Origin of the sequence: Mesorhizobium sp. M8A.F.Ca.ET.057.01.1.1 (assembly GCF_003952565.1) — a bacterium.
Classification (GTDB): Bacteria; Pseudomonadota; Alphaproteobacteria; order Rhizobiales; family Rhizobiaceae; genus Mesorhizobium.
Window position 1 is genome coordinate 5,911,444 of record NZ_CP034454.1, and the last position, 22,132, is coordinate 5,933,575.

The following is a 22,132-nucleotide window of genomic DNA, read 5'->3' on the forward strand; positions in this document are numbered from 1 at the left end:
GGCGCCTCAGGAAGGCTCTGAAGCCTCCCGCTTCAGCCGCTCGATCGCCATCAGCACGCGTTCGGGTGTCGCCGGCGCGTCGAGACGCGGGCAGATCTTGTGGTCGGCGACGCTCGCCACCGCGTCCGACAGCGCGTGCAGCACCGCCATGCCATGCGGCAGCGGCGGCTCGCCGACTGCCTTGGAGCGATGGATGGTCGGCTCATAGGCCTGCGACCAGTCGGTCAGCGCCACGTTGAAGATCTTCGGCCGGTCCGACGCCAGCGGAATCTTGTAGGTCGACGGTGCATGCGTGCGCAGCCGGCCCTTGTCGTCCCACCACAGTTCCTCCGTCGTCAGCCAGCCCATGCCCTGGATGAAGCCGCCCTCGACCTGGCCAAGGTCGATCGCCCGGTTCAGCGAACGGCCGCAATCATGCAAGATATCGGCGCGCTCGACGACATATTCGCCGGTAAGCGTGTCCACCGACACTTCGGCGCAGGCCGCGCCATAGGCATAGTAGTAGAAGGCGTGGCCCTGGCCCTTGCTTCGATCCCAGTGGATCTTGGGCGTCTTGTAGAATCCGGCGGCGGAGAGCTGCACACGCGCGATATAGGCCTGCTTGACCAGATCGTTGAAGCTGACCTCTTGGTTGCCGACGCGCACCCGGTTTGGCAGGAACACCACCTGGTCGACAGGGATCTGATATTTCTCGGCGGCGAAGTCGGTCAGCCGCTGGCGTATCTGGCGCGCCGCGTTCTGCGCCGCCATGCCATTGAGGTCGGCGCCCGAGGACGCCGCCGTCGGCGCGGTGTTGGGCACCTTGGCGGTGGTGGTGGCGGTGATCTTCACGCGATCGAGGTCGATCTGAAACTCCTCCGCCACGACTTGCGCCACCTTGAGGTGCAGGCCCTGCCCCATTTCGGTGCCGCCATGGTTCATGTGCACCGAACCATCGGCATAGACATGCACCAGCGCGCCGGCCTGGTTGGACTCAGTCTTGGTGAAGGAGATGCCGAACTTGACCGGCGTCAGCGCCAGGCCGCGCTTGACGAAGCGGCTGTTTGCGTTGAACGCGGAAATCTCGCGACGGCGGCGCGCATAGTCCGCGCTCTCTTCCAGTTCCGCCACGATGCGCTGGATGATGCAGTCCTCGACCTTCTGGTGATAGGGGGTGACGTTGCGGCCGCCGATCGCTTCCATCGGATCGTAGAAATTCAGCTTGCGGATCTCGAGCGAATCCTTGCCGACCGCGAAGGCGACCTCGTCGATGACACGCTCGGCGCCGACCATGCCTTGCGGGCCGCCGAAGCCGCGGAACGCGGTGTTGGAAACAGTGTTGGTGTAGAGCGGTGCGGACTTGGCCAGCACCGCAGGATAGAAATAGGCGTTGTCGCAGTGGAACAGCGCACGGTCGCCGACCGGGCCGGACAGGTCGGCGGAGAAGCCGCAGCGCAAGGCGTAGGTGAAATCGACGCCGAGAATATTGCCTTCGTCGTCGAAGCCGACCTCGTAGTCGATGGCGAAATCGTGCCGCTTGCCGGTGGCGGTCATGTCCTCGTCGCGGTCGAGCCGAATCTTGACTGCCCGCTTCAGCCTCTTGGCGGCGATCGCGGCGATCGCTGCGCACTGGTTGGCCTGCGTTTCCTTGCCGCCGAAGCCGCCGCCCATGCGGCGCACCTCCACCGTCACCGCGTTACTCGGCACGCCAAGCGTGTGGGCGACCAGATGCTGCGTCTCGCTCGGCCCCTGGGTCGAACAATAGACGGTCACCTCGTCGTCCTCGCCGGGGATGGCGAGCGACACCTGGCCTTCGAGGTAGAAATGGTCCTGGCCGCCAAGCCACATCCGGTTCTTGATGCGGCGGGGCGCTGCCTTGATTGCCGCGGCCGCATCGCCGCGCCGCAAGATCAGCGGCGTGGTCACCTGCTTGTCCTTCGCCGGATCAAGGTCCCAGATGCCGATCACGGCGGGAAGCTCGTCATACTCGATCCTGGCCAGGCGCGCGGCGCGCCGGGCTGCCTCGCGCGTCTCGGCAATCACCGCGAAGATCGGCTGGCCGAAGAACTGCACCTTGCCTTCAGCCAACACCGGATCATCATGCATGTTGCTGGGCGAGACATCGTTCTCACCCGGCACGTCGGCATAAGTCAGCACGTCGACGACACCAGGGGCCGCGCGCACCGCCGAGAGGTCGACGCTTTTCAGAACGCCATGCGCAACCTTGGACAGGCCAAGGCCGGCATGCAGCGTGCCGGCCGGTTCCGGCATATCGTCGATATAGACGGCGCCGCCGCTGACATGCTTGTGGGCTGAGTCATGCCGCTGGTCGGTAGCGACGCCGCCGACGATCTTCTCGGCCTTTAGGTTTGATGGTGCGTGCTTGTTCATCAGGCCGCCTCGCTGCGTGATACCTGGAACGGCGCCTTGGTGCCGGTGGTTTCCACGTAGAAGCGCAACAAAAGGTTCTTCGCTGCCAAGGCTCGGTATTCGGCGGTCGCGCGCATATCGGTGAGCGGCGTGAAGTCCTTGGCGTATTCGGCCATCGCTGCCTCCACCGTCGCTTCACTCCAAATCTTGCCTATCAAAGCCTGTTCAACCGCCGACGCCCGCTTCGGCGTTGCCGCCATGCCGCCATAGGCGATGCGGATATCGGCCACCGTGCCGTCCTTGGCCAGAGCCAGACAGAAGGCACCCAGGGTCGCGGTGATGTCTTCGTCGCGGCGCTTGGTGATCTTGTAGACGGCGAATTTCACGTCCTTTGCCGGCACGGGCACGTGCACGGCCTCGACGAACTCGCCCGGCTGGCGGTCCTGCTTGCCATAGGCAATGAAGAAATCCTGCAACGGGATCGTGCGCCGCTTCTTGCCCTTGCGCAATGTCAGCCGGGCGCCGAGCGCGATTAACGGTGGCGGCGTGTCGCCGATCGGCGAGCCGTTGGCGACATTGCCGCCGATCGTGCCCATGTTGCGGACCTGTTCGCCGCCGATACGATCGAACAACGGCCCCAGCGCCGGGATGCGTTTCGACAGCGTCGAAAAGGCTTCGGTGTAGGTGACGCCGGCGCCAATCGATATGATACCGTTTTCTTCCGTGACGGCGCAAAGCCCCGGCAGATTGCCTATGAAGATCGCCGGCGAGATGTCGCGCATATGCTTCGTCACCCACAGGCCAACGTCGGTCGAACCGGCGACGACGGTGGCGGTGGGTTCCTTCTCGAAGACAGACGCGAAATCGTCGGCGTCGGCCGGCACGACCAGCCGCGTCCTGCCGGAGTGGAGCTCGACCCTGGCGCCATCGCGCAACGCCTGCAGCCGTGGCGTGATGTCCCGGCGCTCCGCCGCCAGCGGGTCTTTCGCAACCTTGCCATAGCTCGATATGGCGTGCGCGGCGCGCATGATCGCTTCATAGCCGGTGCAGCGGCACAGATTGCCTTGCAAGGCTTTTTCGATGGCCGCGTCCGACGGGTCCGGTGACTTCATCCATAAGCCATAGAGCGACATGACGAAGCCCGGCGTGCAAAAGCCGCATTGCGAGCCATGGAAATCGACCATCGCCTGCTGCACGGGATGCAACCGGCCTGACACATCGCGCAGATGTTCGACCGTCACGACATGGGTGCCGTCGAGCGAGCCGAGGAAGCGGATGCAGGCATTGACGCTTTCATAGACCAGCCCGGCGGCCGAAAGCCTGCCGATAAGCACGGTGCAGGCGCCGCAATCGCCTTCGGCGCAACCTTCCTTGGTGCCGCGCAGCGAACGGTCGAGCCGCAGCCAGTCGAGCAGGGTCGCGTCGGGCGCCACGGATGACAGCGCGACATCCCTGCCATTGAGGATGAAGCGGATTTCGTTGCGGATGTTGATCTTGGCCATGCTTCAACTCCCCCTGTAGGTGGAATAGCCAAAGGGCGAGATCAGCAATGGTACATGATAGTGCACCGCCTCCGCCATGCCGAAGCGGATCGGCACGCTGTCGAGGAAGGCAGGCTCCGGCAGCTTCGTGCCCTGGCCGCGCAGATAGTCGCCGGCCGCGAACATCAATTCGTATTCGCCGGTGCGGAAGTCGACGCCTGCCAGCAGCGGCGCGTCGCAGCGGCCGTCTGCATTGGTGACGACAGTCTTCAGAAGCGTGCGAGCAGCACCGTCGAGACGGTAGAGCGCGATCGACAATCCCGCCGCCGGCCTGCCGGTCGCGGTATCCAGGACATGGGTCGTCAGACGCCCGCCATCGGCTTTCGACGTTTCTGCCATTGGCCGCCTCCCATTTCCAGTACGAACAAATTGGCCGGTACAATCGAGCACTGCTGATGAATTGTGCGCCAATTAAAGGCGATGCATAAGTCCCGGTCGAGCGGAGTGCGACAAAAACACTTTCAAAAATTTTGAGGGGAATGCGAGAAGCACCCTTTCGATATTCTGATCATACTTCCGGTGATGCCGGGCGCGGAGGGACGATGCGTTACACCAGGGACATGCGTGGCTACGGGGCCAATCCGCCGGATCCGAAATGGCCTGGCGGCGCGCATGTCGCCGTGCAGTTCGTCGTCAATTACGAAGAAGGCGGCGAGAACTGCGTGCTCCACGGCGACAAGGCTTCGGAAGCCTTCCTCTCGGAAATCGTCGGCGCGGCGCCCTGGGTGGGCCAGCGCCACTGGAACATGGAATCGATCTACGAGTATGGGGCGCGAGCCGGCTTCTGGAGGCTGCTGCGCCTGTTCAGCGAGTCGCAAGTGCCCGTGACCTGCTATGGCGTCGCCACGGCGCTCGCACGCTCCCCCGACCAGGTCACGGCGATGCAGGAAGCCGGCTGGGAAATCGCCTCGCACGGGTTGAGATGGATCGACTACCGCGACCACGATGCCGAGGACGAGCGCCGCGACCTCGAAGCGGCGGTCAAGCTGCATTACGAGGTGACCGGCCAGCGCCCGACCGGCTGGTATACGGGCCGCACGTCGGTCAACACGGTGCGCCTGGTGGCAGAGGAGGGCGGCTTCGATTACGTCTCGGACACCTATGACGACGAACTGCCCTACTGGTTCGAGTACAGCGGCGGCACGCAGCTTATCATCCCCTACACACTCGATGCCAACGACATGCGCTTCGCCACGCCGCAAGGCTTCAATTCGGGCGACCAGTTCTTTGCCTACCTCAAGGATAGTTTCGACACGCTTTATGCCGAGGGCCAGGCAGGCCGGCCGCGCATGATGAACATCGGCCTGCATTGCCGTCTGGTCGGGCGGCCAGGCCGGGTAGCGGCGCTGAAGCGCTTCGTCGATTATGTCAAATCGCATGACAAGGTCTGGCTGGCGCGGCGCATCGACATTGCCAAGCACTGGCAGGAGAACCATCCCTATAAGCCGGCGGCACTCCGGCCCTCGAAGATGGAATTCGAGACGTTCGTTCACACATTCGGCGGCGTGTTCGAGCATTCGCCGTGGATTGCCGAACGGGCCTACGAACTTGAACTTGGTCCGGCGCACGACACGGCGGGGGGCTTGCACAATGCGCTCTGCCGCATCTTCCGCTCCGCCAGCGAAACCGAACGGCTCGGCGTGCTCAACGCCCATCCCGACCTCGCCGGCAAGCTGGCCAAGGCCAGGCGGCTGACGGCGGAATCGACCCGGGAACAGGCTTCCGCCGGCCTCGACGCGCTGACCGACAAGGAACGCGAACTGTTCTCCAAGCTCAACGCCGCTTACGTCACCACCTTCGGCTTCCCCTTCATCATCGCGGTGAAAGGCAAGACAAAGGAGGAAATCCTCGCCGAATTCGAAGGCCGTATCGGCAATGGCCGCGGCGTCGAATTCGAAACCGCCTGCAAACAGGTCGAGCGCATTGCGCTGCTGCGCCTCAAGGACATGCTTCCACAATAGGTTTAAACCCATGGATACGATCAGGATGCCCGAGCGAACCTATTATGCCCCACAGGGTGGCCATCCCGGCCAAAACGAGCTTTTGACCGGGCGCGCTGTCTTCACCGAGGCCTATGCGGTCATCCCCAAAGGCGTGATGCAGGACATCGTGACCAGCCCGCTGCCCTTCTGGGACAAGACCAGGGCTTGGATCATCGCAAGGCCGCTGTCGGGCTTTGCCGAGACGTTTTCGCAGTACATCGTCGAGGTTCTGCCGGGCGGCGGCAGCGACCGGCCGGAACCTGACGCCGGCGCCGAAGGCGTGCTGTTCGTGGTCGAGGGGGAACTCACCGTATCGCTCGCCGGCAAAAAGCATGTGCTTGCCGCCGGTGGCTTTGCCTTCCTGCCGCCGGCAAGCGGCTGGACGGTGCGCAACAAGAGCAGCGCTGCCGTGCGCTTCCACTGGATCCGCAAGGCCTATGAGGCAGTCGACGGCCTGGACACGCCGGAAGCCTTCTTCAGCAGCGACCAGCAGGTGGCGCCGACGCCGATGGCCGGCACGGAGGGCCGCTGGGCGACGACGCGTTTCGTCGATCCGGACGACATGCGCCACGACATGCATGTCACCATCGTCACGCTCGAGGCGGGCGCGGTCATTCCCTTCGCCGAAACCCATGTCATGGAACACGGGCTCTATGTGCTCGAAGGCAAGGCTGTCTACCGGCTGAACCAGGACTGGATCGAGGTCGAGGCCGGCGACTTCATGTGGCTGCGCGCCTTCTGCCCGCAGGCCTGCTATGCTGGCGGCCCCGGAAAATTCCGCTATCTGCTCTACAAGGACGTCAACCGGCACGCCAAGCTCGGCGGCTATCTCGGAGGCCGTGCGCGGTGAGCCGCATCGTCGCGCAGCCGCTGAGCCGCGAAAACTTCGCGCCCTTCGGCGACGTCATCGATATGGGCGGCGACAACCGCTACCCGATCAACGGCGGCAAGGCGATCCGCTATCACGATCTCGCCACCGCCGAGGCCGCTGGGCCGAATGCGCGCGTGCTGATCTCGATGGTGCGCGGCACACCCTATGAAATGCCGCTGAAGCTGACCATGGTCGAGCGCCATCCGCTCGGTAGCCAGGCTTTCATCCCGCTGTCGCCACGGCCCTTTCTGGTCGTCGTCTGCCACGATACCAAGGACGGGCCGGGCGAGCCGCATGGCTTCATCGCCGCGCCCGGACAGGGCATCAACTACAAGCGCAATCTCTGGCACGGTGTGCTGACGCCGATCGGCGAGGAGCAGGATTTCCTCATCGTCGACCGCGGCGGCGATGGCTCCAACCTCGAAGAGTTTCACTTCTCGCACCCTTACGAAATCCACCTCCCTGAAAGCCCGTGATTTCATCATGACCGACATTTCGCTGATCGACCGCCTGCTCGACGTGATCGAGCACGACATCGTGCCGAAGACGGCAGAAGGCGTCGCCCATGGCAACAAGCTGTTCGGCGCGGCGATCCTGCGCAAGGACGACCGGTCGCTGGTACTGGCCGAGACCAACAACGAGATGGAAAACCCGCTCTGGCATGGCGAGGTGCACTGCCTGAAGCGTTTTTACGAAATGCCCAAGGCCGAACGCGTCGACACGAAAGACGCCATTTTCATCGCCACACACGAGCCGTGTTCGCTCTGCCTGTCGGCGATCACCTGGACCGGTTTCGACAATTTCTACTATTTGTTCAGCCACGAGGACTCGCGCGACAGTTTTGCCATCCCGCATGATCTCAAAATTCTGAAAGAGGTCTTCACTCTCGGCCCCGGCGGCTACAATGCCGAGAACGCCTATTGGAAAAGCTTTTCTATCCGCCGGCTGGTGCGGGCCCTCCCCGAGGTCGAACGCCAGCGGCTGGAGGAGCGGATCGGCAGGATTTCCGCACGCTATGACGCGCTGTCCGACGCCTATCAGGCAAACAAGGCCGAAAACGACATTCCGCTGAATTGATAGTATGAAACAGGTCGCATATTTCGCTGCTCCAGTCGCGAATGGCGATTGAAAGTTTTCGTGCCGCGGAGCGTTATGCCTGCCATGAAAACCATCACCGAATTTCCCCGTAAGGTCGTCGAATTTCCCGACATGGGCATCGTCATGCCCGATGGCTGCCGGTTGTCGGCGCGGGTGTGGATGCCGGAGGATGCGGGCGACGATCCGGTACCCGTCATCCTCGAGCATCTGCCCTACCGCAAGCGCGACGGAACGATCTTTCGCGATCAGCTTACCCATCCCTATTTCGCCGGCCACGGCTACGCCTCGATCCGCGTCGACATGCGCGGCAATGGCGATTCCGAAGGGCTGATGGACGACGAATATTCCGAGCAGGAACTGCAGGACGCCTGCGATGTCATCGCCTGGGCGGCGGCGCAGCCCTGGTGCAACGGCAATGTCGGCATGATGGGCATCTCCTGGGGCGGCTTCAACTGCCTGCAGGTGGCGGCCAAACAGCCGCCGGCGCTCAAGGCGGTGATCAGCCTGTGCTCGACCGTCGACCGCTATGCCGACGACATCCACTACAAGGGCGGCTGCCTTTTGAACGAGAATTTCGGCTGGGCCTCGACCATGCTGTCCTATTCGTCGCGGCCACCGGATCCGCTGATTGCCGGCGATAACCGCTGGCGCGATCTCTGGCTGACGCGGCTGGAGAACCAGTCCTTCCTTTTGCCTCTGTGGCTCAGCCACCAGCATCGCGACGCCTATTGGAAGCGCGGTTCGATCTGCGAGGATTTTTCCGCAATCAAAGCCGCAGTGCTGTCGATCGGCGGCTGGCATGACGGCTACCGCAACACGATCTCGCATCTCGTCACCAACATCGAGGCGCCGGTCAAGGGCATCGTTGGACCGTGGATTCACAAATACCCGCACTATGCCGGACCCAAGCCTGCCATCGGCTTCCTGCAGGAAGCGTTGCGCTGGTGGGACCACTGGCTGAAGGGTGCCGAGACCGGCGTCGAGGCCGATCCCGACTATCGCGCCTATGTGATGGACAGCGTGCGTCCCGCTCGCTGGCATCCGGAGCGGCCCGGCCGCTGGATAGCCGAGCAGGAGTGGCCGTCGTCCAACATAACGAATGAAGCGATCGAACTTATTCCCGCTGATGCACGGCCTTCCATCGTCGCTTCGCCGCAGACCTGCGGGCTTGCCGGCGGCGAATACTTTCCCTTCACCTTCGGCCCGGAATTGCCTGGTGACCAGCGTCCTGACGACGGGCTGTCGGCGTGTTTCGACCAGCCTGAACTCACCAAGCCGATCGAGATCGTCGGCGCGCCGGAGCTTGAGGTCCAGTTTGCCTCCGATCGGCCCCAGGCCAACATCGCGGTCCGGCTTTGCGACGTGCATCCCGACGGCGCCTCGGAACTTATCTCCTATGGCGTGCTCAATCTGACGCACCGCAAGTCGCACGAATTCCCCGAGGCGCTGGTCCCCGGGGAGACAGCTTCGGCGCGTGTCGTGCTCGATCAATGCGCCTACCGCGTGCCGGCCGGCCATCGTCTGCGCGTGGCCGTTTCGACCGCCTACTGGCCTGCCATATGGCCCTCGCCGGAGCCGGTACAACTGACCTTGTCGGGGGCCACGCTATCGGTGCCGTTGCGCCTGCTGGCAACAGGCGACGAAGCCGTTTTCGGCGAACCGGAAGGCGCCACGCCCTGGGCGACGGAGACGGTTCGACCCGCCAATTCCGAACGCCATGTCGACCGCGACGAAAAGACGGGAATCGTCACGCTTTCCATTACGGATGATTTCGGCGAGGTGCGCGATCTCGACCACGGCCTGGTCAACGGCAGCATCGCCCGCGAAACCTGGACCATCCATCCTGACGATCCTCTGTCAGCCTCCGGGAAAACACATTGGACGCAGACTCTGTCGCGAAATGGATGGTCGGTCCGTACCGAGACATGGGCGCAGATGCGATCGGATGCGCAAAACTTCATCGTCAGCGGCAGAATCGAGGCCTACGAAGGCGAAAACCTCGTCTTCGAGCGCGATTTCGACGAAAGGGTCCCGCGCGCGCTGGTTTGAGTGCTGAAACCGTTGGTCCAAATGCGACGTACGATTTACGCCACGGCATGTCGCATTCGGTCTTGCTTACCGCTTTCCCTTGCGGTCATTATTCCCTTTAACAACAAGCAAGAAAATCGACCGCAGAGTCGAACCAACAGAGTGAGGAACTCAAATGTCAAACGAACTGGAATTCCTTAGCCGGAGCGTTGCGTCCGGCAAACTGAGCCGTCGTGATTTTCTCGGCCGGGCGGCAGCGCTCGGCATCGCCGCACCCTTCGCCAACGCGCTGCTTTCAAGCGCTGCGCGGGCGGCCGGTCCGGTCAAGGGCGGCACGCTGAAGGCCGGCCTTGTCGGCGGTGAATCCACCAACAGTCTCGATCCGGCGCTGATGATGACGCAGGTGCCGTTCGCTTTCGGCAAGTGCTGGGGCGAAATGATCGTCGAGCTGTCGCCGGAAGGCAAGCTCGAGAACCGCATCGCCGAAGACATCGGCTCGTCCAAGGACGCCAAGACCTGGACGCTGAAGATCCGCGACGGCGTCGAATTCCACAACGGCAAGACCGTGACCGCCGAGGACGTCGCCGCCACGCTCGAGCGCCATTCGGACGAGAAATCGAAATCCGGCGCGCTCGGCTACATGAAGGGCATCGACACCATCAAGGCCAACGGCAAGGAAGTCGTGCTGACGCTCAAAGAGGCCAATGCCGACCTTCCGTACCTGCTCAGCGACTATCACCTGATCGTCCAGCCGAACGGCGGCAAGGATAAGCCCGATGCGGGCATCTCGGCCGGCCCGTACGTGGTCAAGACCAACGAGCCCGGCGTTCGCCACGGCGGAGAGCGCTTCGCCAATTACTGGCAGGGCGACAAGATGGGCCATGCCGACCAGATCGAGGTCATCGTCATCAACGACGCGACGGCGCGCACGGCAGCGCTGCAGGGCGGCCAGGTCAACATGATCAACCGCGTCGAGCCGAAGATCGTCGACCTGATCAAGCGCGTTCCGGGCGTGACCATCCGCAACCACGCCGGCCCCGGCCACTACGTGTTCATCATGCATTGCAACACGGCGCCGTTCGACAACAACGACCTCCGGATGGCGCTGAAGCTGGCGATCGACCGCGAGGAGATGCTGACCAAGGTGCTGCGCGGCTATGGCTCGCTCGGCAACGACTTCCCGATCAACGCGTCCTATCCGCTGTTCAGCGAGATCGAGCAGCGCAAGTACGATCCCGACAAGGCCAAATTCCACTACAAGAAGTCGGGTCATGACGGCACCGTGCTGCTCAGGACCTCTGACGTCGCCTTCCCGGGCGCGGTCGATGCCTCCCAGCTCTTCCAGCAGAGCGCGGCCAAGGCCGGCATCAAGATCGAGCTCAAGCGCGAGCCCGGCGATGGCTACTGGAACGAGGTCTGGAACAAGCAGCCCTTCTGCGCTTCCTATTGGGGCGGCCGCTCGACGCAGGACCAAATGTACTCGACCGCCTACCTGTCGACCGCCGACTGGAACGACACGCGTTTCAAGCGCCCGGATTTCGACAAGATGGTGCTGGCGGCGCGCGCCGAACTCGACGAGGCCAAGCGCAAGCAGATGTACCACGACATGGCTGTCATGGTGCGCGACGAAGGCGGCCTGATCCTGCCGATGTTCAACCAGTTCATCGACGCCACCGGAGCCAAGGTCGATGGCTGGGTGGACGATCCGCATCAGGAGCTGATGAACGGCTACGCCCTGGCGAAGTGCTGGCTGCAGGCCTGAGTCCGGCTTTGCAGAGATGTCTTCACCCATCCTGAAACTAATCGCCCAGCGCATCGCGCTGGGCGTCCTCCTACTGTTGGCCATCTCGGTCCTGATCTTCGCCGGCACCCAAATCCTGCCCGGCGACGTCGCGCAGGCCATTCTGGGACAATCGGCGACACCGGAGTCGCTCGCCAACCTGCGCGAGCAGCTTGGGCTGAACGACCCCGCCTATATCAGGTACTTCCATTGGCTCGGCGGCGTCTTGACCGGGGACCTCGGCACAGCGATGTCGAGCGGGCAAGATATCGCGACCTCGATCAAGGGCCGGCTGTGGAACACGCTGTTCCTCGCCTTCTGGGCGGCGATCGTGGCCGTGCCGCTGGCAATTATCCTGGGTCTGATCGCCGTGCGCTACCGCAATGGCTGGGTCGACAAGCTGATCTCCGGGCTGGCGCTCGCCTCGACCTCGTTCCCGGAATTCTTCATCGGCTATCTCCTGGTCTATTTCTTCGCCGTGAAATGGCAAATCTTCCCCGCCATCTCGACCGTCTACGAAGGCATGCCTTTCGGCGAACGCATGCAAGCCATCGCACTGCCGGCCACGGCGCTGACGCTGGTGGTGCTAGCGCATATGATGCGCATGACGCGGGCGGCGATTCTCAACGTCATGCAGTCGGCCTATGTCGAAACGGCGGAACTCAAGGGGCTTTCGGCCTTCTCCGTCATCCGCAGGCATGCCTTTCCGAACGCCATCGCGCCGATCATCAATGTCGTCATGCTGAACCTCGCCTATCTCATCGTCGGCGTCGTCGTGGTCGAGGTGATATTCGTCTATCCCGGCATGGGACAGTATCTGGTCGACCACGTCACCAAGCGCGACGTGCCGGTGGTGCAGGCGGTCGGCCTGATCTTCGCCGCCGTTTACATCAGCCTCAACATCATCGCGGACATTGCGGCGATCGTCGCCAATCCGCGTCTCAGACATCCAAAGTGAGGGGGCGGGCATGCTCGATATAAAACGCATCCCCATTCCCGCTCTGATCGGCCTGGTGTTGACCGCCCTGTTCGTGCTGGCGGCGATCTTCGCACCCTGGATTTCGCCACATGACAATGCCGAGATCGTCGGCGACGTCTGGGAACCGATGTCGGCGGCGCATTGGCTTGGCACCGACAATCTCGGCCGCGATCTGTTGTCGCGCATGATCTACGGTGCCCGGATCACCCTGTTCATCGCCGTGCTGGCCACCGCGCTGTCGTTTTCGCTCGGCGCCATACTGGGCTTTTCGGCGGCGGTGTTCGGCGGATGGTTCGACACGATCCTGTCGCGCCTCGTCGATCTTCTGATGTCGATCCCGACACTGATCATGGCCCTGGTCGTGCTCTCCGTGCTGCCGACGAACCTGGTGACGCTGATCCTGGTGATGGGCATTCTCGATTCGACGCGCGTCTATCGCCTGGCGCGCGCGGTCGCCGTCGACATCAACGTCATGGACTATGTCGAAGCCGCCAAGCTGCGCGGCGAAGGCAGCGCCTGGATCATCTTCCGCGAGATCCTGCCCAACGCGCTGTCGCCTCTGGTGTCCGAGCTCGGTCTGCGCTTCATCTACGCCGTGCTGTTCCTGTCGACGCTGTCCTTTCTCGGTCTCGGCGTGCAACCGCCAGACGCCGACTGGGGCGGCATGGTCAAGGAGAACAAGGACGGCATCGTCTTCGGCATCGCCGCCGCGCTCATTCCCGCGGCCGCGATCGCGGCCCTGGCAATCTCGGTCAATCTTGTTGCCGACTGGGTACTGAACCGCACGACGAGCCTGAAGGGAGGACGCGGCTGATGGCAGACGACAAGGCAAAGTCCACCCCTCTGCTCGACATCCGCAATTTGCGCATCGAGGCGACGGTCTATCCGCCTGGTGAGGCGCCGAAGACCATCACGCTGGTCCACGACGTGTCGCTGACGCTGGAGAAGGGCAAGGTGCTCGGCCTGATCGGCGAATCCGGCGCCGGCAAGTCGACGATCGGCCTGTCGTCGATGGGCTATGGCCGTGGCGGCGTGCGCATCACCGGCGGCGAAGTCATTCTCAACGGCCGCGACATCCTGAAAGGCGGCAAGGACGGATTCCGCAAGCTGCGCGGCCGCGAGGTCTGCTATGTCGCGCAATCGGCGGCAGCCGCTTTCAATCCGGCGCACAGGCTGATGGACCAGGTGGTGGAAGCCACGCTGCTGCATGGCACGGCAACCCGCGCGGAGGCCGAGAAGCGGGCTGTCGCGCTGTTCAAGAAGCTCAGCCTGCCCAATCCGGAAACCATCGGCGAACGCTTTCCGCACCAGGTGTCGGGCGGCCAGCTGCAACGCGTCATGACAGCGATGGCGCTGTGCTCCGAACCCGACCTGATCGTCTTCGACGAACCGACCACCGCACTCGACGTGACGACACAGATCGACGTTCTGGCTGCCATCAAGGACGCCATTCGCGACACCCATGTGGCGGCGCTCTACATCACCCACGACCTTGCCGTCGTTGCCCAGGTCTCGGACGAGATCATGGTGCTGCGCCACGGCCGGCTGGTCGAATGGGGGGCACCCGCCAGATCATCAAGGAGCCCCGCCAGGAATACACCAACGCGCTGGTTTCGGTGCACGAGATAGAGCATGCCGAACAGAATCCGGGCGCGACGCCGTTTCTGTCGGTCAAGAACGTAACCGCCGCCTATGGCGGCGGCCAGGTCAAAGTGCTCAAGAACGTTTCGGTCGACATCTATCCGGGCCAGACGCTGGCCGTGGTTGGCGAGTCCGGTTCCGGCAAGTCGACGCTGGCGCGCGCCATCACCGGCCTGTTGCCACCCGAGCAGGGCAATGTGACCTTCGACGGGCGCCCGCTGGCCAACCGGCTTGCCGACCGGCCAAAGGAGGATCTGCGCCAATTGCAGATGATCTACCAGATGGCCGACGTGGCGATGAACCCGCGCCAGACCGTCGGCACCATCATCGGCCGGCCGCTGGAATTCTATTTCGGCATCCGCGGCAGAGAACGCGACCGGCGCGTCGCCGAGCTTCTCGACGAGATCGAGATGGGCAAGGGCTTCGTCGACCGCTATCCGGCCGAGCTTTCGGGGGCCAGAAGCAGCGCGTCTGCATCGCCCGCTCGCTCGCCGCCAAGCCGAAGTTGATCATCTGCGACGAGGTGACATCGGCTCTCGACCCGTTGGTGGCCAACGGCATCCTCAAGCTGCTGCTCAACCTGCAGCAGCACGAAAAGGTGGCCTACCTGTTCATCACCCACGATCTGGCGACGGTGAAGTCGATCGCCGATTCGATCGCGGTGATGTATCGCGGCGAAGTGGTGCGCTACGGCTCCAAGAGCAAGGTGCTCACACCGCCCTTCGACGCCTATACCGACCTGTTGTTGTCGTCCGTTCCGGAAATGGAGATCGGCTGGCTGGAAAAGGCGATCAAGGGGCGGCGCATGGCCAGCGCGGGGAACTAGCCAGCCAGTTGCCGCCAGCGTGGGGAGATGGCGGCCGTCATCCGCATGCAACACTAGGGCGCCACACGTCCTTCGGACGGGCGCCACCGGTGTGACGTTGTTTTCAACAAGGGGTAGGACATGAAGACTGAACTCGACCATCTCGCTGAACTCGCTGGCCAGGGCCGGATATCGCGTCGCGACTTTCTTGGCCGCACAGCGGCGCTTGGCGTGTCCGCCGCGCTGGCAACAACGCTGGCCGGGAAAGCCTTCGCGCAGAGTCCGGTCAAGGGCGGCATCCTCAAGGCCGGCCTGCAGGGCGGTGAATCGACCAACAGCCTCGACCCGGCGCTGAACCTCAGCCAGGTCACCTACAATTTCGGCAAGCAGTGGGGCGAGTTCCTCGTCCGTCTGACGCCGGAAGGTGGCGTGGAAAACCGCATCGCCGAAGAGATCGGAGCCTCGGCCGACGCCAAGACCTGGACGATCAAGGTGCGTGACGGCATCGAGTTCCACAATGGCAAGACCGTTACGGCGGAAGACGTTGCCGCCACGCTGGAGCGCCACGCCGACGAGAAATCGAAGTCCGGTGCGTTGGGCGTGCTGAAGAACATCAAGGCGATCAAGCCGAATGGCAAGGAAGTGGTCGTCACGCTCGGCGATGCGGACGCCGATTTCCCCTATCTGATGGCCGACTACCACCTCGTCATCCAGCCGAATGGCGGCAAGGACAACCCCAATGCCGGCATCAGCGCCGGTCCCTACAAGGTGACTGTCAACCAGCCGGGCGTACGCCATGGCGGCGAGCGTTTCGCCAATTACTGGCGCGGCGACAAGGCCGGCCATGCCGACCAGATCGAAATCGTCGTCATCAACGACGCCACGGCACGGCTTGCGGCGCTGCAGGGGGCCAGGTTCACCTCATCAACCGGGTCGAGCCGAAAGTGGTCGATCTGGTCAAGCGCATCGCCGGCGTCACCATCGAGAACGTGTCAGGGCGCGGCTACTACCCGTTCAACATGTTCTGCGACACGGCTCCCTTCGACAACAACGACCTGCGCATGGCGCTGAAGCTTGCCATGGACCGCGACGAGTTGTTGGAGAAGATCCTGCGCGGCTACGGCTCGGTCGGCAACGATTTCCCGATCAACGAAGCCTATCCGCTGTTTTCCGCCGACATCGAGCAGCGCAAGTTCGATCCGGAAAAGGCCGCGGCCGCCTACAAGAAGTCGGGCCATAGCGGCTCCATCCTGCTGCGTACCTCCGACGTCGCCTTTCCGGGCGCCGTCGATGCGGCCCAACTCTATCAGCAGAGCGCGGCCAAGGCCGGCATCAAGATCGAGATCAAGCGTGAGCCCGGCGACGGCTACTGGTCCGAAGTCTGGAACAAGCAGCCCTTCTCGCTTTCCTACTGGGGCGGGCGCCCGACGCAGGACCAGATGTATTCCACCGGCTACGTCTCGACCGCCGACTGGAACGACACGCGCTTCAAGCGGCCGGAGTTCGACAAGATGCTGTTCACGGCCCGTGCCGAGCTCGACCAGGCCAAGCGCAAGGCGATCTATCACGACATGGCCGTGTTGATGCGCGACGAGGGCGGGTTGATCGTGCCCTTCTTCAACCAGTTCATCGACGCCGCCGCCACCAACAAGATCAGCGGCTTCGTCAAGAACCCGAACGGCGAAATGATGGACGGCTACGCGCTGGGCGAGTGCTGGCTGAACGCCTGACATCCCTCTCATAGTGAAAAGCGCCGCGTGTCCTGACGACACGCGGCGCACTCGTTTCAACAGGCAATCGCATGGAGCAGCCCGTGGCGATCCAATCCAAGCTTCTGCTGGTCATCCTCGACGGCGTTCCCTACCGGAACTGGCGTCGGCTGATGGGCAATCTCGAAGGCTGGGTGCAGTCGGGCGAGGCGCGGGTGTGGAAAATGCGCTCGGTGCTGCCGTCGACCTCGGCCTGCTGCTATGCCTCGATCCACACCGGCGTGTCGCCGCAGGTGCACGGCATCCTGTCCAACGAGAACCGCTTCCGCGTCGGGCAGCCCGACATTTTCTCGGAAGTCAGCAAGGCCGGCGGCAAGACAGGTGCCGTCACCCATTCCTACTGGTCCGAATTCTTCCGCTCCTACCCGTTCGACCTCGTCGAGGACATGGAATATGACGAGCCCGGTGGGCCGATCACGCATGGCCGCTTCCACACCATGACCGGCTACAATCTCAAGAACCAGATGACGCCGAGCGATGTCGACCTGTTCGCGACGCTGACCATGCTCACCCGGCGCCATGGCATCGACTACGGCATCCTGCACACCTGCACGCTGGACTCGATGGGCCATCGTTTCGGCCATGACTGCCACGAGATGGACCATGCCTGCTACGCCATGGACGGCATGCTGGCGGCCTTCCTGCCAGGCTGGATCGAGGCCGGCTACGAGGTCATGGTCACCGCCGACCACGGCCAGACCGACCGTGGCCACCACGGCGGCCATGACGACGAGATGCAGGATTTCGCGCTCTATTATTTCGGCGCCGGCAAGGGACCGCAGGCCGACACGCTGCTCGACCAGTTGCAACTGGCGCCAACGGTTTTGAGCCGGCTTGGCGTGCCGGTACCGGCGACGATGAAGGCAAAGGCTTTTCTCACCTGATCGAGTGGCTGGCCGCCGCCCCTCATCCGCCTGCCGGGCCTGTCCTCCGCTATCGCTCCGGGCGTTCGTTTTTCGAAAAGCCAAGCGGTTGGCTTCTCGTCCGCTACGCGGACCATGCCCCCGTAAACGGGGAGAAGGGTTGCTCTGGCAACCGCCCCGCTCTTCGGTTAGCCTTCGAAAATTCCTTGGCGGAGGATGAACCTTTTTGGACCGATCGGCGACAGAGCAGACAGGAGCCAGGCGGCTCAACCGGCCATGACGGCGACGGCGGAGACCGATCGCGCGCTTGTCGACCGGGTCGCGAAGGGCGACCGGGCTGCCGTGCGGCTCCTGTTCATGCGTCACCACGCGCGGATCTACCGCTTCGTGGCGCGCCAGACGGGATCGGAAATGATGGCTGACGATATCGCGAACGAGGTGTTCCTCGAACTGTGGCGCCAGGCGCCGGGCTTCGAAGGGCGCTCCGAGGTCTCGACATGGCTGCTCGGCATCGCTCGCTTCAAGGCGCTCTCGCTGCTGCGCAAGAAGAAGGAAGACTGGATCGACGACGAGGCCGCCGCCGCGGTGCCCGACAGCGCCGATACGCCCGAGGTCGTCACCATGAAGGAGGACAAGGCCGCCGCCTTGCGCCGCCTCATAGACGCCCTGCCCGAGGAGCACCGCACGGTGATCGACCTCGCCTATTATCAAGGGCAATCGGTGACCGAGATCGCGCAGGTGCTCGACATCCCGGTCGCGACCGTCAAGACCCGGATGTTCTACGCCCGCAAGAAACTCGGCGAAGCCCTGAAGGCCGCCGGTTACGACAGGGGGTGGCCATGAGCGCCGCTGAAAAGATGTCGCGCCGCGACGAAATGGAAACGTTGCTGCCGTTCTACCTGAACGGTTCGCTCGAAGGTTCGGATCTGGAAGCCATCGAGGAATGGCTGGCCAACGATCCCGCGGCAATTGCCGCGCTTGGCGAGGCGGAAGCCGAGTTCTCCGGCACGGCGGCGGCCAACGAGGCGATCCGTCCACCGGCCGATGCGCTCAGCCGCTTCGCCAAGGCGCTGGACGCGGAGGCAGGGCCGGCTCGGTCGCCGGCAAGCGCGTCCTGGCTGGCGCAGGCCTGGGCCCGCTTCATGTCGGTGCCAGTTGGCGTCGCCTGGGCGACGGCCGCGGTCCTGCTGGCCTTGATCGCCGTGCAATCGCTGGTGCAGCCAGGCGGCAAGGGCGGCAATTTCGAGATCGCCGGCACTGAAGACGATCTGGCGAAGATGCCGTTCGCCCTGGTCAAGTTCAAGCCGGACGCCAGGATGGCCGATATTGCCGTCTTCCTCGACGCAAACAAGCTCAAGATCATCGGTGGGCCGACCGCCGACGGCGTCTTCAGGCTCGCCATTCCGGCGACGACCGCCGCCGCCTACGAGAAGGCGCGCGGCCTTATTGCCGCCCAGCCTTTCGCTGAGACTGTGATCGAGGGAAGGAAACCGGCTGATGGCGGCTGAGGCGGTCATTCGATTTGTGGCAATGCCAGAGCGGTTCACCGTTTCGCGAAAACGATGGACCGCTCTATCTTCTTGTTTTGACGCAATTCCCAAGGGAAAGCGCTTTGCGCTTTTCCCGAGAAAACCGCTACGCACTTTTCTTGGAATTGCTTTGGCGGCGGCGATGACAATCGCCGCCGTGCCTGCGTCGGCGCAGACCAACGCCACCAATCCCGACCGGGCGAAAATCGATTGTAGCGACGAGGCCAATGCGACGGCAGCCGACTGCGTCAAGGACGGCGGCGCCAAGGGCGGGTCGGGCGCGGCAGAGGCCGGTGCCGTTTTTCTGCCCGCCCTGATCGTCGACCTCTTCCCCAACCCGGCCGCTCCCCCGGCACCGGTGCCAGCACCACGGCCGGAGCCCGCGGCACCAGCTGGAGGCAACCAGGCCGGCCCGCCGTCGGGCGGAGCGATCGTCTCGCCGACCGATCTCATCGCTGTTCAGCCGCCGCGCGCCGTGACCGGCGAGTTCGTGCCCGACGAGCTGCTGGTGACCGTCGATGGCGATGCCGGCGCCGTGCAGCAGATCGCCGCCTCCTTCGGCCTCGAAGTGCGCTCGCAGCGCCAGTCCCGCCTGCTTGGCACCACGCTGGTGCGCTTCGGCATTCCCGACGGCCGCCCGGTCGGCGTCGTGCTGGCGCAGCTTGCCGCCGACGGCCGCACGCAGCGCCGCGAGCCCAACCATATCTATTCGCTGCAGCAGGCGGCCGGCATCGTCAATTACGCCTTCGACCGCATCGCGCTCGACGCCAAACAGGCCAGCGGCGAAAACGTCCGCGTTGCCGTCATCGATACCGGCATCGACGACAGCAATCCGGCGCTGGCTGGCGTGATCGCCGGACAGTTCGACGCGATGCCCGACGTGCCGATCGAAAAGCGCGACCACGGCACCTCGGTCGACGGGCTGATTGCCGGCGTCGGCGCGCTGGAAGGCATGGCGCCGGGCGCGAAAATCTACCACGCGCGTGCCTTCGAGGGCGGCAAATCGACGATGGACGTCATCCTGTCGGCGCTCGATTGGGCGGCGGACCAGAATGTCAGCATCATCAATATGAGCTTCGTCGGCCCGAAGAACGACCTGCTTGGTACTGCCTGCCGCAATGCCCGCGCGCTCGACATGGTGCTGGTCGCGGCGGCCGGCAACAACGGGCCGAAGGCGCCCTATGGCTACCCGGCCGCCTTTGATGGCGTCATTGCGGTAACGGCCACGGACGCCAAGGACGGATTGATGCCGCAGGCCAATCGCGGCGCCTATGTCTTCATCTCGGCGCCGGGGGTCGAGATGGTGGCGCCGAGCGGCGCCGGCTCGGACGTCGTCACGGGCACCTCGTTTGCCGCGGCAATCGTCAGCGGCGCCATCGCCAACCTCATCCACGCCGCGCCCGACCGCTCGGCCGACGACATCGAGAAGGCGCTTGCGGCGACCGCGAGAGATCTCGGGTCCAAGGGGCGCGACAATGATTTCGGCTACGGCCTGCTCGACACCAAGGCAGCCGAGGCGGCCAAGGAATAGCAGGCGATGGCTCAGGCCGCGCTTTGCCGGGGACGGAGCAGGAACCAGAACGCGGCGATGTGCGTGATCATCAGGAGCGGCACGTAGACGATCGGGATCGCATAGGTGGCGCCGAATTGTTCCGCGTGTGCGGGAAGGCCGGCCTGGATGGCGTGGTAGTAGTCGACGACGAGGTCGACCATTCCGAAGAGGTTGAAGGCGACCACGAATGCCCAGAAGAGCGGCCGAACTCGCACCGTGAGCAATGCCAGCACGGCCAGCACCCCTGTTGCGAAGTCGCCGTAGGCGGCGAAGACGGCGAAGCCGGCAGGCAAGTTGGAACCCACGACGCCCGGGAGGATGAAGACGAGCCCGAAGAAGCGGAAGCTGTGCAGGGTGGCGATGGCGCGTTGCACTGCGACCGGGTCCATTTGCCGGAGCCAGGGCCAGATATACGCGCCGAAGCAAAGCAGCCATGCGACATAGCCCAGAACGAGATGGGTTTGAAATAGGACTTCCGTGGACATCTGACGTCTTCCCGACAGTTGGTTCACACTGCTTCGAATACCGCGGTGAGAATGCCGAGCCGGCCCTCCACGAGATTTCGACCCAGGTTGGTCGTAAGCTCAGCGAAGTCCGGCCCCATCACCACGCCGAGATTTGGCGAAGGCGGCGGCCCCGACGCGCGCAGTTGCGCGAACCACGCTCTGGCGGCCTCGGTGTCGTCTTGCCATGCGAGCATGCGGAAGCCGGCCGCTTCGATCGCCGCGCGCGTCGCGTCGGCTGTCAGGAGGAAGCTCGTCGCCGGCATTCGTGCCCAGGGGAGCGGATAGTGCGGTTCACCCTTCCCCAATGCGACGTCGAAGGTGGCAAACCGGCCGCCTGACTTCAATACGCGCCTGGTCTCGTGATAGAGCCGCACCCGGTTGGAGATGTTCATCGCCACGTGCTGCAAGAGCACGATGTCGAAACGGCCGTCGTCGAACGGAAGCTCCAGTGCATTGGCGTTCTGGAACGACAGCTGCCCGCTCTGTCCCGTGCGTCCGGTCAGATAGCGTGCGGCATCCACGAAAGGCTCGCTGAGGTCCACGCCAGTAACCCGGCAGCCATAGGTCGCAGCCAGAAAGCGCGCCGGCCCGCCGATGCCCGAGCCGACGTCCAGGACCGACATACCGGCGGCGATCCCCGCCAGTTGGGCAAGCTCGGCGGTGGCAGCAAGCCCGCGCGTGTGAAACTGGTCGAGGGTACCCAACTGCTGGGGCGTGAGAAGCTGGTCCGCCGGACCAAGGGCGGCCAGTACGCTCTTCAGCCGCTCAGTCAGGCCGGTCGCGCGATAGTGGTCGCGCACCCCATCGAGTTCATCGGTCATTGCAAGATGTCTCCGTGC

At 63.8% G+C, this 22,132-nt stretch carries 17 protein-coding genes and 2 pseudogenes; 14 read left to right on the forward strand and 5 right to left on the reverse strand.

Annotated elements, in window-relative coordinates; genetic code table 11:
• Positions 1–6: 6 nt before the first annotated feature.
• The 3 genes from xdhB to uraH are packed head-to-tail and all read right to left on the reverse strand — an operon-like array spanning position 7 to position 4,229.
• Complete coding sequence (xdhB, locus tag EJ077_RS28030; protein WP_208697944.1) at positions 7–2,370, reverse strand: xanthine dehydrogenase molybdopterin binding subunit; 2,364 nt, start codon at positions 2,368–2,370, stop codon at positions 7–9.
• Complete coding sequence (gene xdhA, locus EJ077_RS28035; protein ID WP_208697945.1) at positions 2,370–3,851, reverse strand: xanthine dehydrogenase small subunit; 1,482 nt, start codon at positions 3,849–3,851, stop codon at positions 2,370–2,372. Before xdhA ends, xdhB begins: the two co-directional genes overlap by 1 nt.
• A gap of 3 nt (positions 3,852–3,854) precedes the next feature.
• On the reverse strand, positions 3,855–4,229 hold the full coding sequence (gene uraH, locus EJ077_RS28040) for a hydroxyisourate hydrolase (RefSeq protein WP_208697946.1): 375 nt from the start codon (positions 4,227–4,229) through the stop codon (positions 3,855–3,857).
• 203 nt (positions 4,230–4,432) lie between these two features.
• Here uraH and puuE point away from each other — a divergent pair, with 203 nt between their 5' ends.
• The 14 genes and pseudogenes from puuE (at position 4,433) to EJ077_RS28110 (ending at position 20,766) form a co-directional block, all read left to right on the forward strand.
• The gene (gene puuE, locus EJ077_RS28045) at positions 4,433–5,851 is read left to right on the forward strand and encodes an allantoinase PuuE (RefSeq protein ID WP_208697948.1); all 1,419 of its coding nucleotides are present in this window, start codon (positions 4,433–4,435) and stop codon (positions 5,849–5,851) included.
• A 10-nt stretch (positions 5,852–5,861) separates the two neighbouring features.
• A complete protein-coding gene (locus tag EJ077_RS28050) occupies positions 5,862–6,722 on the forward strand; it encodes a bifunctional allantoicase/(S)-ureidoglycine aminohydrolase (protein ID WP_208697950.1) in 861 nt (286 codons plus the stop codon).
• Positions 6,719–7,219, forward strand: coding sequence for an ureidoglycolate lyase (locus EJ077_RS28055; protein ID WP_208697953.1), 501 nt, complete (start codon positions 6,719–6,721; stop codon positions 7,217–7,219). Before EJ077_RS28050 ends, EJ077_RS28055 begins: the two co-directional genes overlap by 4 nt.
• Positions 7,220–7,226: 7 nt before the next feature.
• A complete protein-coding gene (locus EJ077_RS28060; RefSeq protein WP_208697955.1) occupies positions 7,227–7,820 on the forward strand; it encodes a nucleoside deaminase in 594 nt (197 codons plus the stop codon).
• Between the two features lie 84 nt (positions 7,821–7,904).
• Positions 7,905–9,890: a CocE/NonD family hydrolase gene (locus tag EJ077_RS28065; RefSeq protein ID WP_208697957.1), complete on the forward strand. Its 1,986-nt coding sequence runs from the start codon at positions 7,905–7,907 to the stop codon at positions 9,888–9,890.
• 154 nt (positions 9,891–10,044) lie between these two features.
• Positions 10,045–11,631: an ABC transporter substrate-binding protein gene (locus EJ077_RS28070; protein ID WP_208697959.1), complete on the forward strand. Its 1,587-nt coding sequence runs from the start codon at positions 10,045–10,047 to the stop codon at positions 11,629–11,631.
• A 16-nt stretch (positions 11,632–11,647) separates the two neighbouring features.
• Positions 11,648–12,607: an ABC transporter permease gene (locus EJ077_RS28075; RefSeq protein ID WP_208697961.1), complete on the forward strand. Its 960-nt coding sequence runs from the start codon at positions 11,648–11,650 to the stop codon at positions 12,605–12,607.
• Positions 12,608–12,617: 10 nt separating this feature from the next.
• Positions 12,618–13,442 carry an ABC transporter permease gene (locus tag EJ077_RS28080; protein ID WP_208697963.1) on the forward strand — a complete coding sequence of 275 codons (825 nt, stop codon included), beginning with the start codon at positions 12,618–12,620 and terminating at the stop codon, positions 13,440–13,442.
• Positions 13,442–15,095 (forward strand): annotated as a pseudogene (locus tag EJ077_RS28085) (ABC transporter ATP-binding protein). Before EJ077_RS28080 ends, EJ077_RS28085 begins: the two are co-directional and overlap by 1 nt.
• Before the next feature lie 120 nt (positions 15,096–15,215).
• A pseudogene (locus tag EJ077_RS28090) lies at positions 15,216–16,804 on the forward strand (ABC transporter substrate-binding protein).
• Between the two features lie 83 nt (positions 16,805–16,887).
• Positions 16,888–17,727 carry an alkaline phosphatase family protein gene (locus EJ077_RS28095; protein ID WP_245458570.1) on the forward strand — a complete coding sequence of 280 codons (840 nt, stop codon included), beginning with the start codon at positions 16,888–16,890 and terminating at the stop codon, positions 17,725–17,727.
• Positions 17,728–17,982: 255 nt separating this feature from the next.
• On the forward strand, positions 17,983–18,549 hold the full coding sequence (locus tag EJ077_RS28100; RefSeq protein ID WP_208697966.1) for a sigma-70 family RNA polymerase sigma factor: 567 nt from the start codon (positions 17,983–17,985) through the stop codon (positions 18,547–18,549).
• Entirely contained in the window at positions 18,546–19,214 is a 669-nt protein-coding gene (locus tag EJ077_RS28105) for an anti-sigma factor (protein WP_208697969.1), read from the forward strand. The genes EJ077_RS28100 and EJ077_RS28105 overlap by 4 nt, the downstream gene beginning before the upstream one ends.
• Before the next feature lie 163 nt (positions 19,215–19,377).
• Positions 19,378–20,766 carry a S8 family serine peptidase gene (locus EJ077_RS28110; protein ID WP_208697971.1) on the forward strand — a complete coding sequence of 463 codons (1,389 nt, stop codon included), beginning with the start codon at positions 19,378–19,380 and terminating at the stop codon, positions 20,764–20,766.
• Positions 20,767–20,777: 11 nt separating this feature from the next.
• On the opposite strand, the gene EJ077_RS28115 is transcribed toward EJ077_RS28110, so the two are convergent.
• Positions 20,778–21,272, reverse strand: coding sequence for a hypothetical protein (locus EJ077_RS28115; RefSeq protein WP_208697973.1), 495 nt, complete (start codon positions 21,270–21,272; stop codon positions 20,778–20,780).
• Between the two features lie 23 nt (positions 21,273–21,295).
• Complete coding sequence (locus EJ077_RS28120) at positions 21,296–22,114, reverse strand: class I SAM-dependent methyltransferase (protein WP_208697974.1); 819 nt, start codon at positions 22,112–22,114, stop codon at positions 21,296–21,298.
• Between the last annotated feature and the right edge of the window lie 18 nt (positions 22,115–22,132).

What these genes read in the sequence shown, in the direction of transcription:
- EJ077_RS28065 (WP_208697957.1), top strand. Translation starts at nt 7,905, where the DNA reads ATGAAAACCATCACCGAATTTCCCCGTAAGGTCGTCGAATTTCCCGAC.
- EJ077_RS28105 (WP_208697969.1), top strand. Translation starts at nt 18,546, where the DNA reads ATGAGCGCCGCTGAAAAGATGTCGCGCCGCGACGAAATGGAAACGTTG.
- EJ077_RS28110 (WP_208697971.1), top strand. Translation starts at nt 19,378, where the DNA reads ATGACAATCGCCGCCGTGCCTGCGTCGGCGCAGACCAACGCCACCAAT.
- EJ077_RS28075 (WP_208697961.1), top strand. Translation starts at nt 11,648, where the DNA reads ATGTCTTCACCCATCCTGAAACTAATCGCCCAGCGCATCGCGCTGGGC.
- EJ077_RS28070 (WP_208697959.1), top strand. Translation starts at nt 10,045, where the DNA reads ATGTCAAACGAACTGGAATTCCTTAGCCGGAGCGTTGCGTCCGGCAAA.
- EJ077_RS28115 (WP_208697973.1), bottom strand. Translation starts at nt 21,272, where the DNA reads ATGTCCACGGAAGTCCTATTTCAAACCCATCTCGTTCTGGGCTATGTC.
- EJ077_RS28100 (WP_208697966.1), top strand. Translation starts at nt 17,983, where the DNA reads ATGACGGCGACGGCGGAGACCGATCGCGCGCTTGTCGACCGGGTCGCG.
- xdhA (WP_208697945.1), bottom strand. Translation starts at nt 3,851, where the DNA reads ATGGCCAAGATCAACATCCGCAACGAAATCCGCTTCATCCTCAATGGC.
- puuE (WP_208697948.1), top strand. Translation starts at nt 4,433, where the DNA reads ATGCGTTACACCAGGGACATGCGTGGCTACGGGGCCAATCCGCCGGAT.
- EJ077_RS28080 (WP_208697963.1), top strand. Translation starts at nt 12,618, where the DNA reads ATGCTCGATATAAAACGCATCCCCATTCCCGCTCTGATCGGCCTGGTG.
- EJ077_RS28120 (WP_208697974.1), bottom strand. Translation starts at nt 22,114, where the DNA reads ATGACCGATGAACTCGATGGGGTGCGCGACCACTATCGCGCGACCGGC.
- uraH (WP_208697946.1), bottom strand. Translation starts at nt 4,229, where the DNA reads ATGGCAGAAACGTCGAAAGCCGATGGCGGGCGTCTGACGACCCATGTC.
- xdhB (WP_208697944.1), bottom strand. Translation starts at nt 2,370, where the DNA reads ATGAACAAGCACGCACCATCAAACCTAAAGGCCGAGAAGATCGTCGGC.
- EJ077_RS28060 (WP_208697955.1), top strand. Translation starts at nt 7,227, where the DNA reads ATGACCGACATTTCGCTGATCGACCGCCTGCTCGACGTGATCGAGCAC.
- EJ077_RS28050 (WP_208697950.1), top strand. Translation starts at nt 5,862, where the DNA reads ATGGATACGATCAGGATGCCCGAGCGAACCTATTATGCCCCACAGGGT.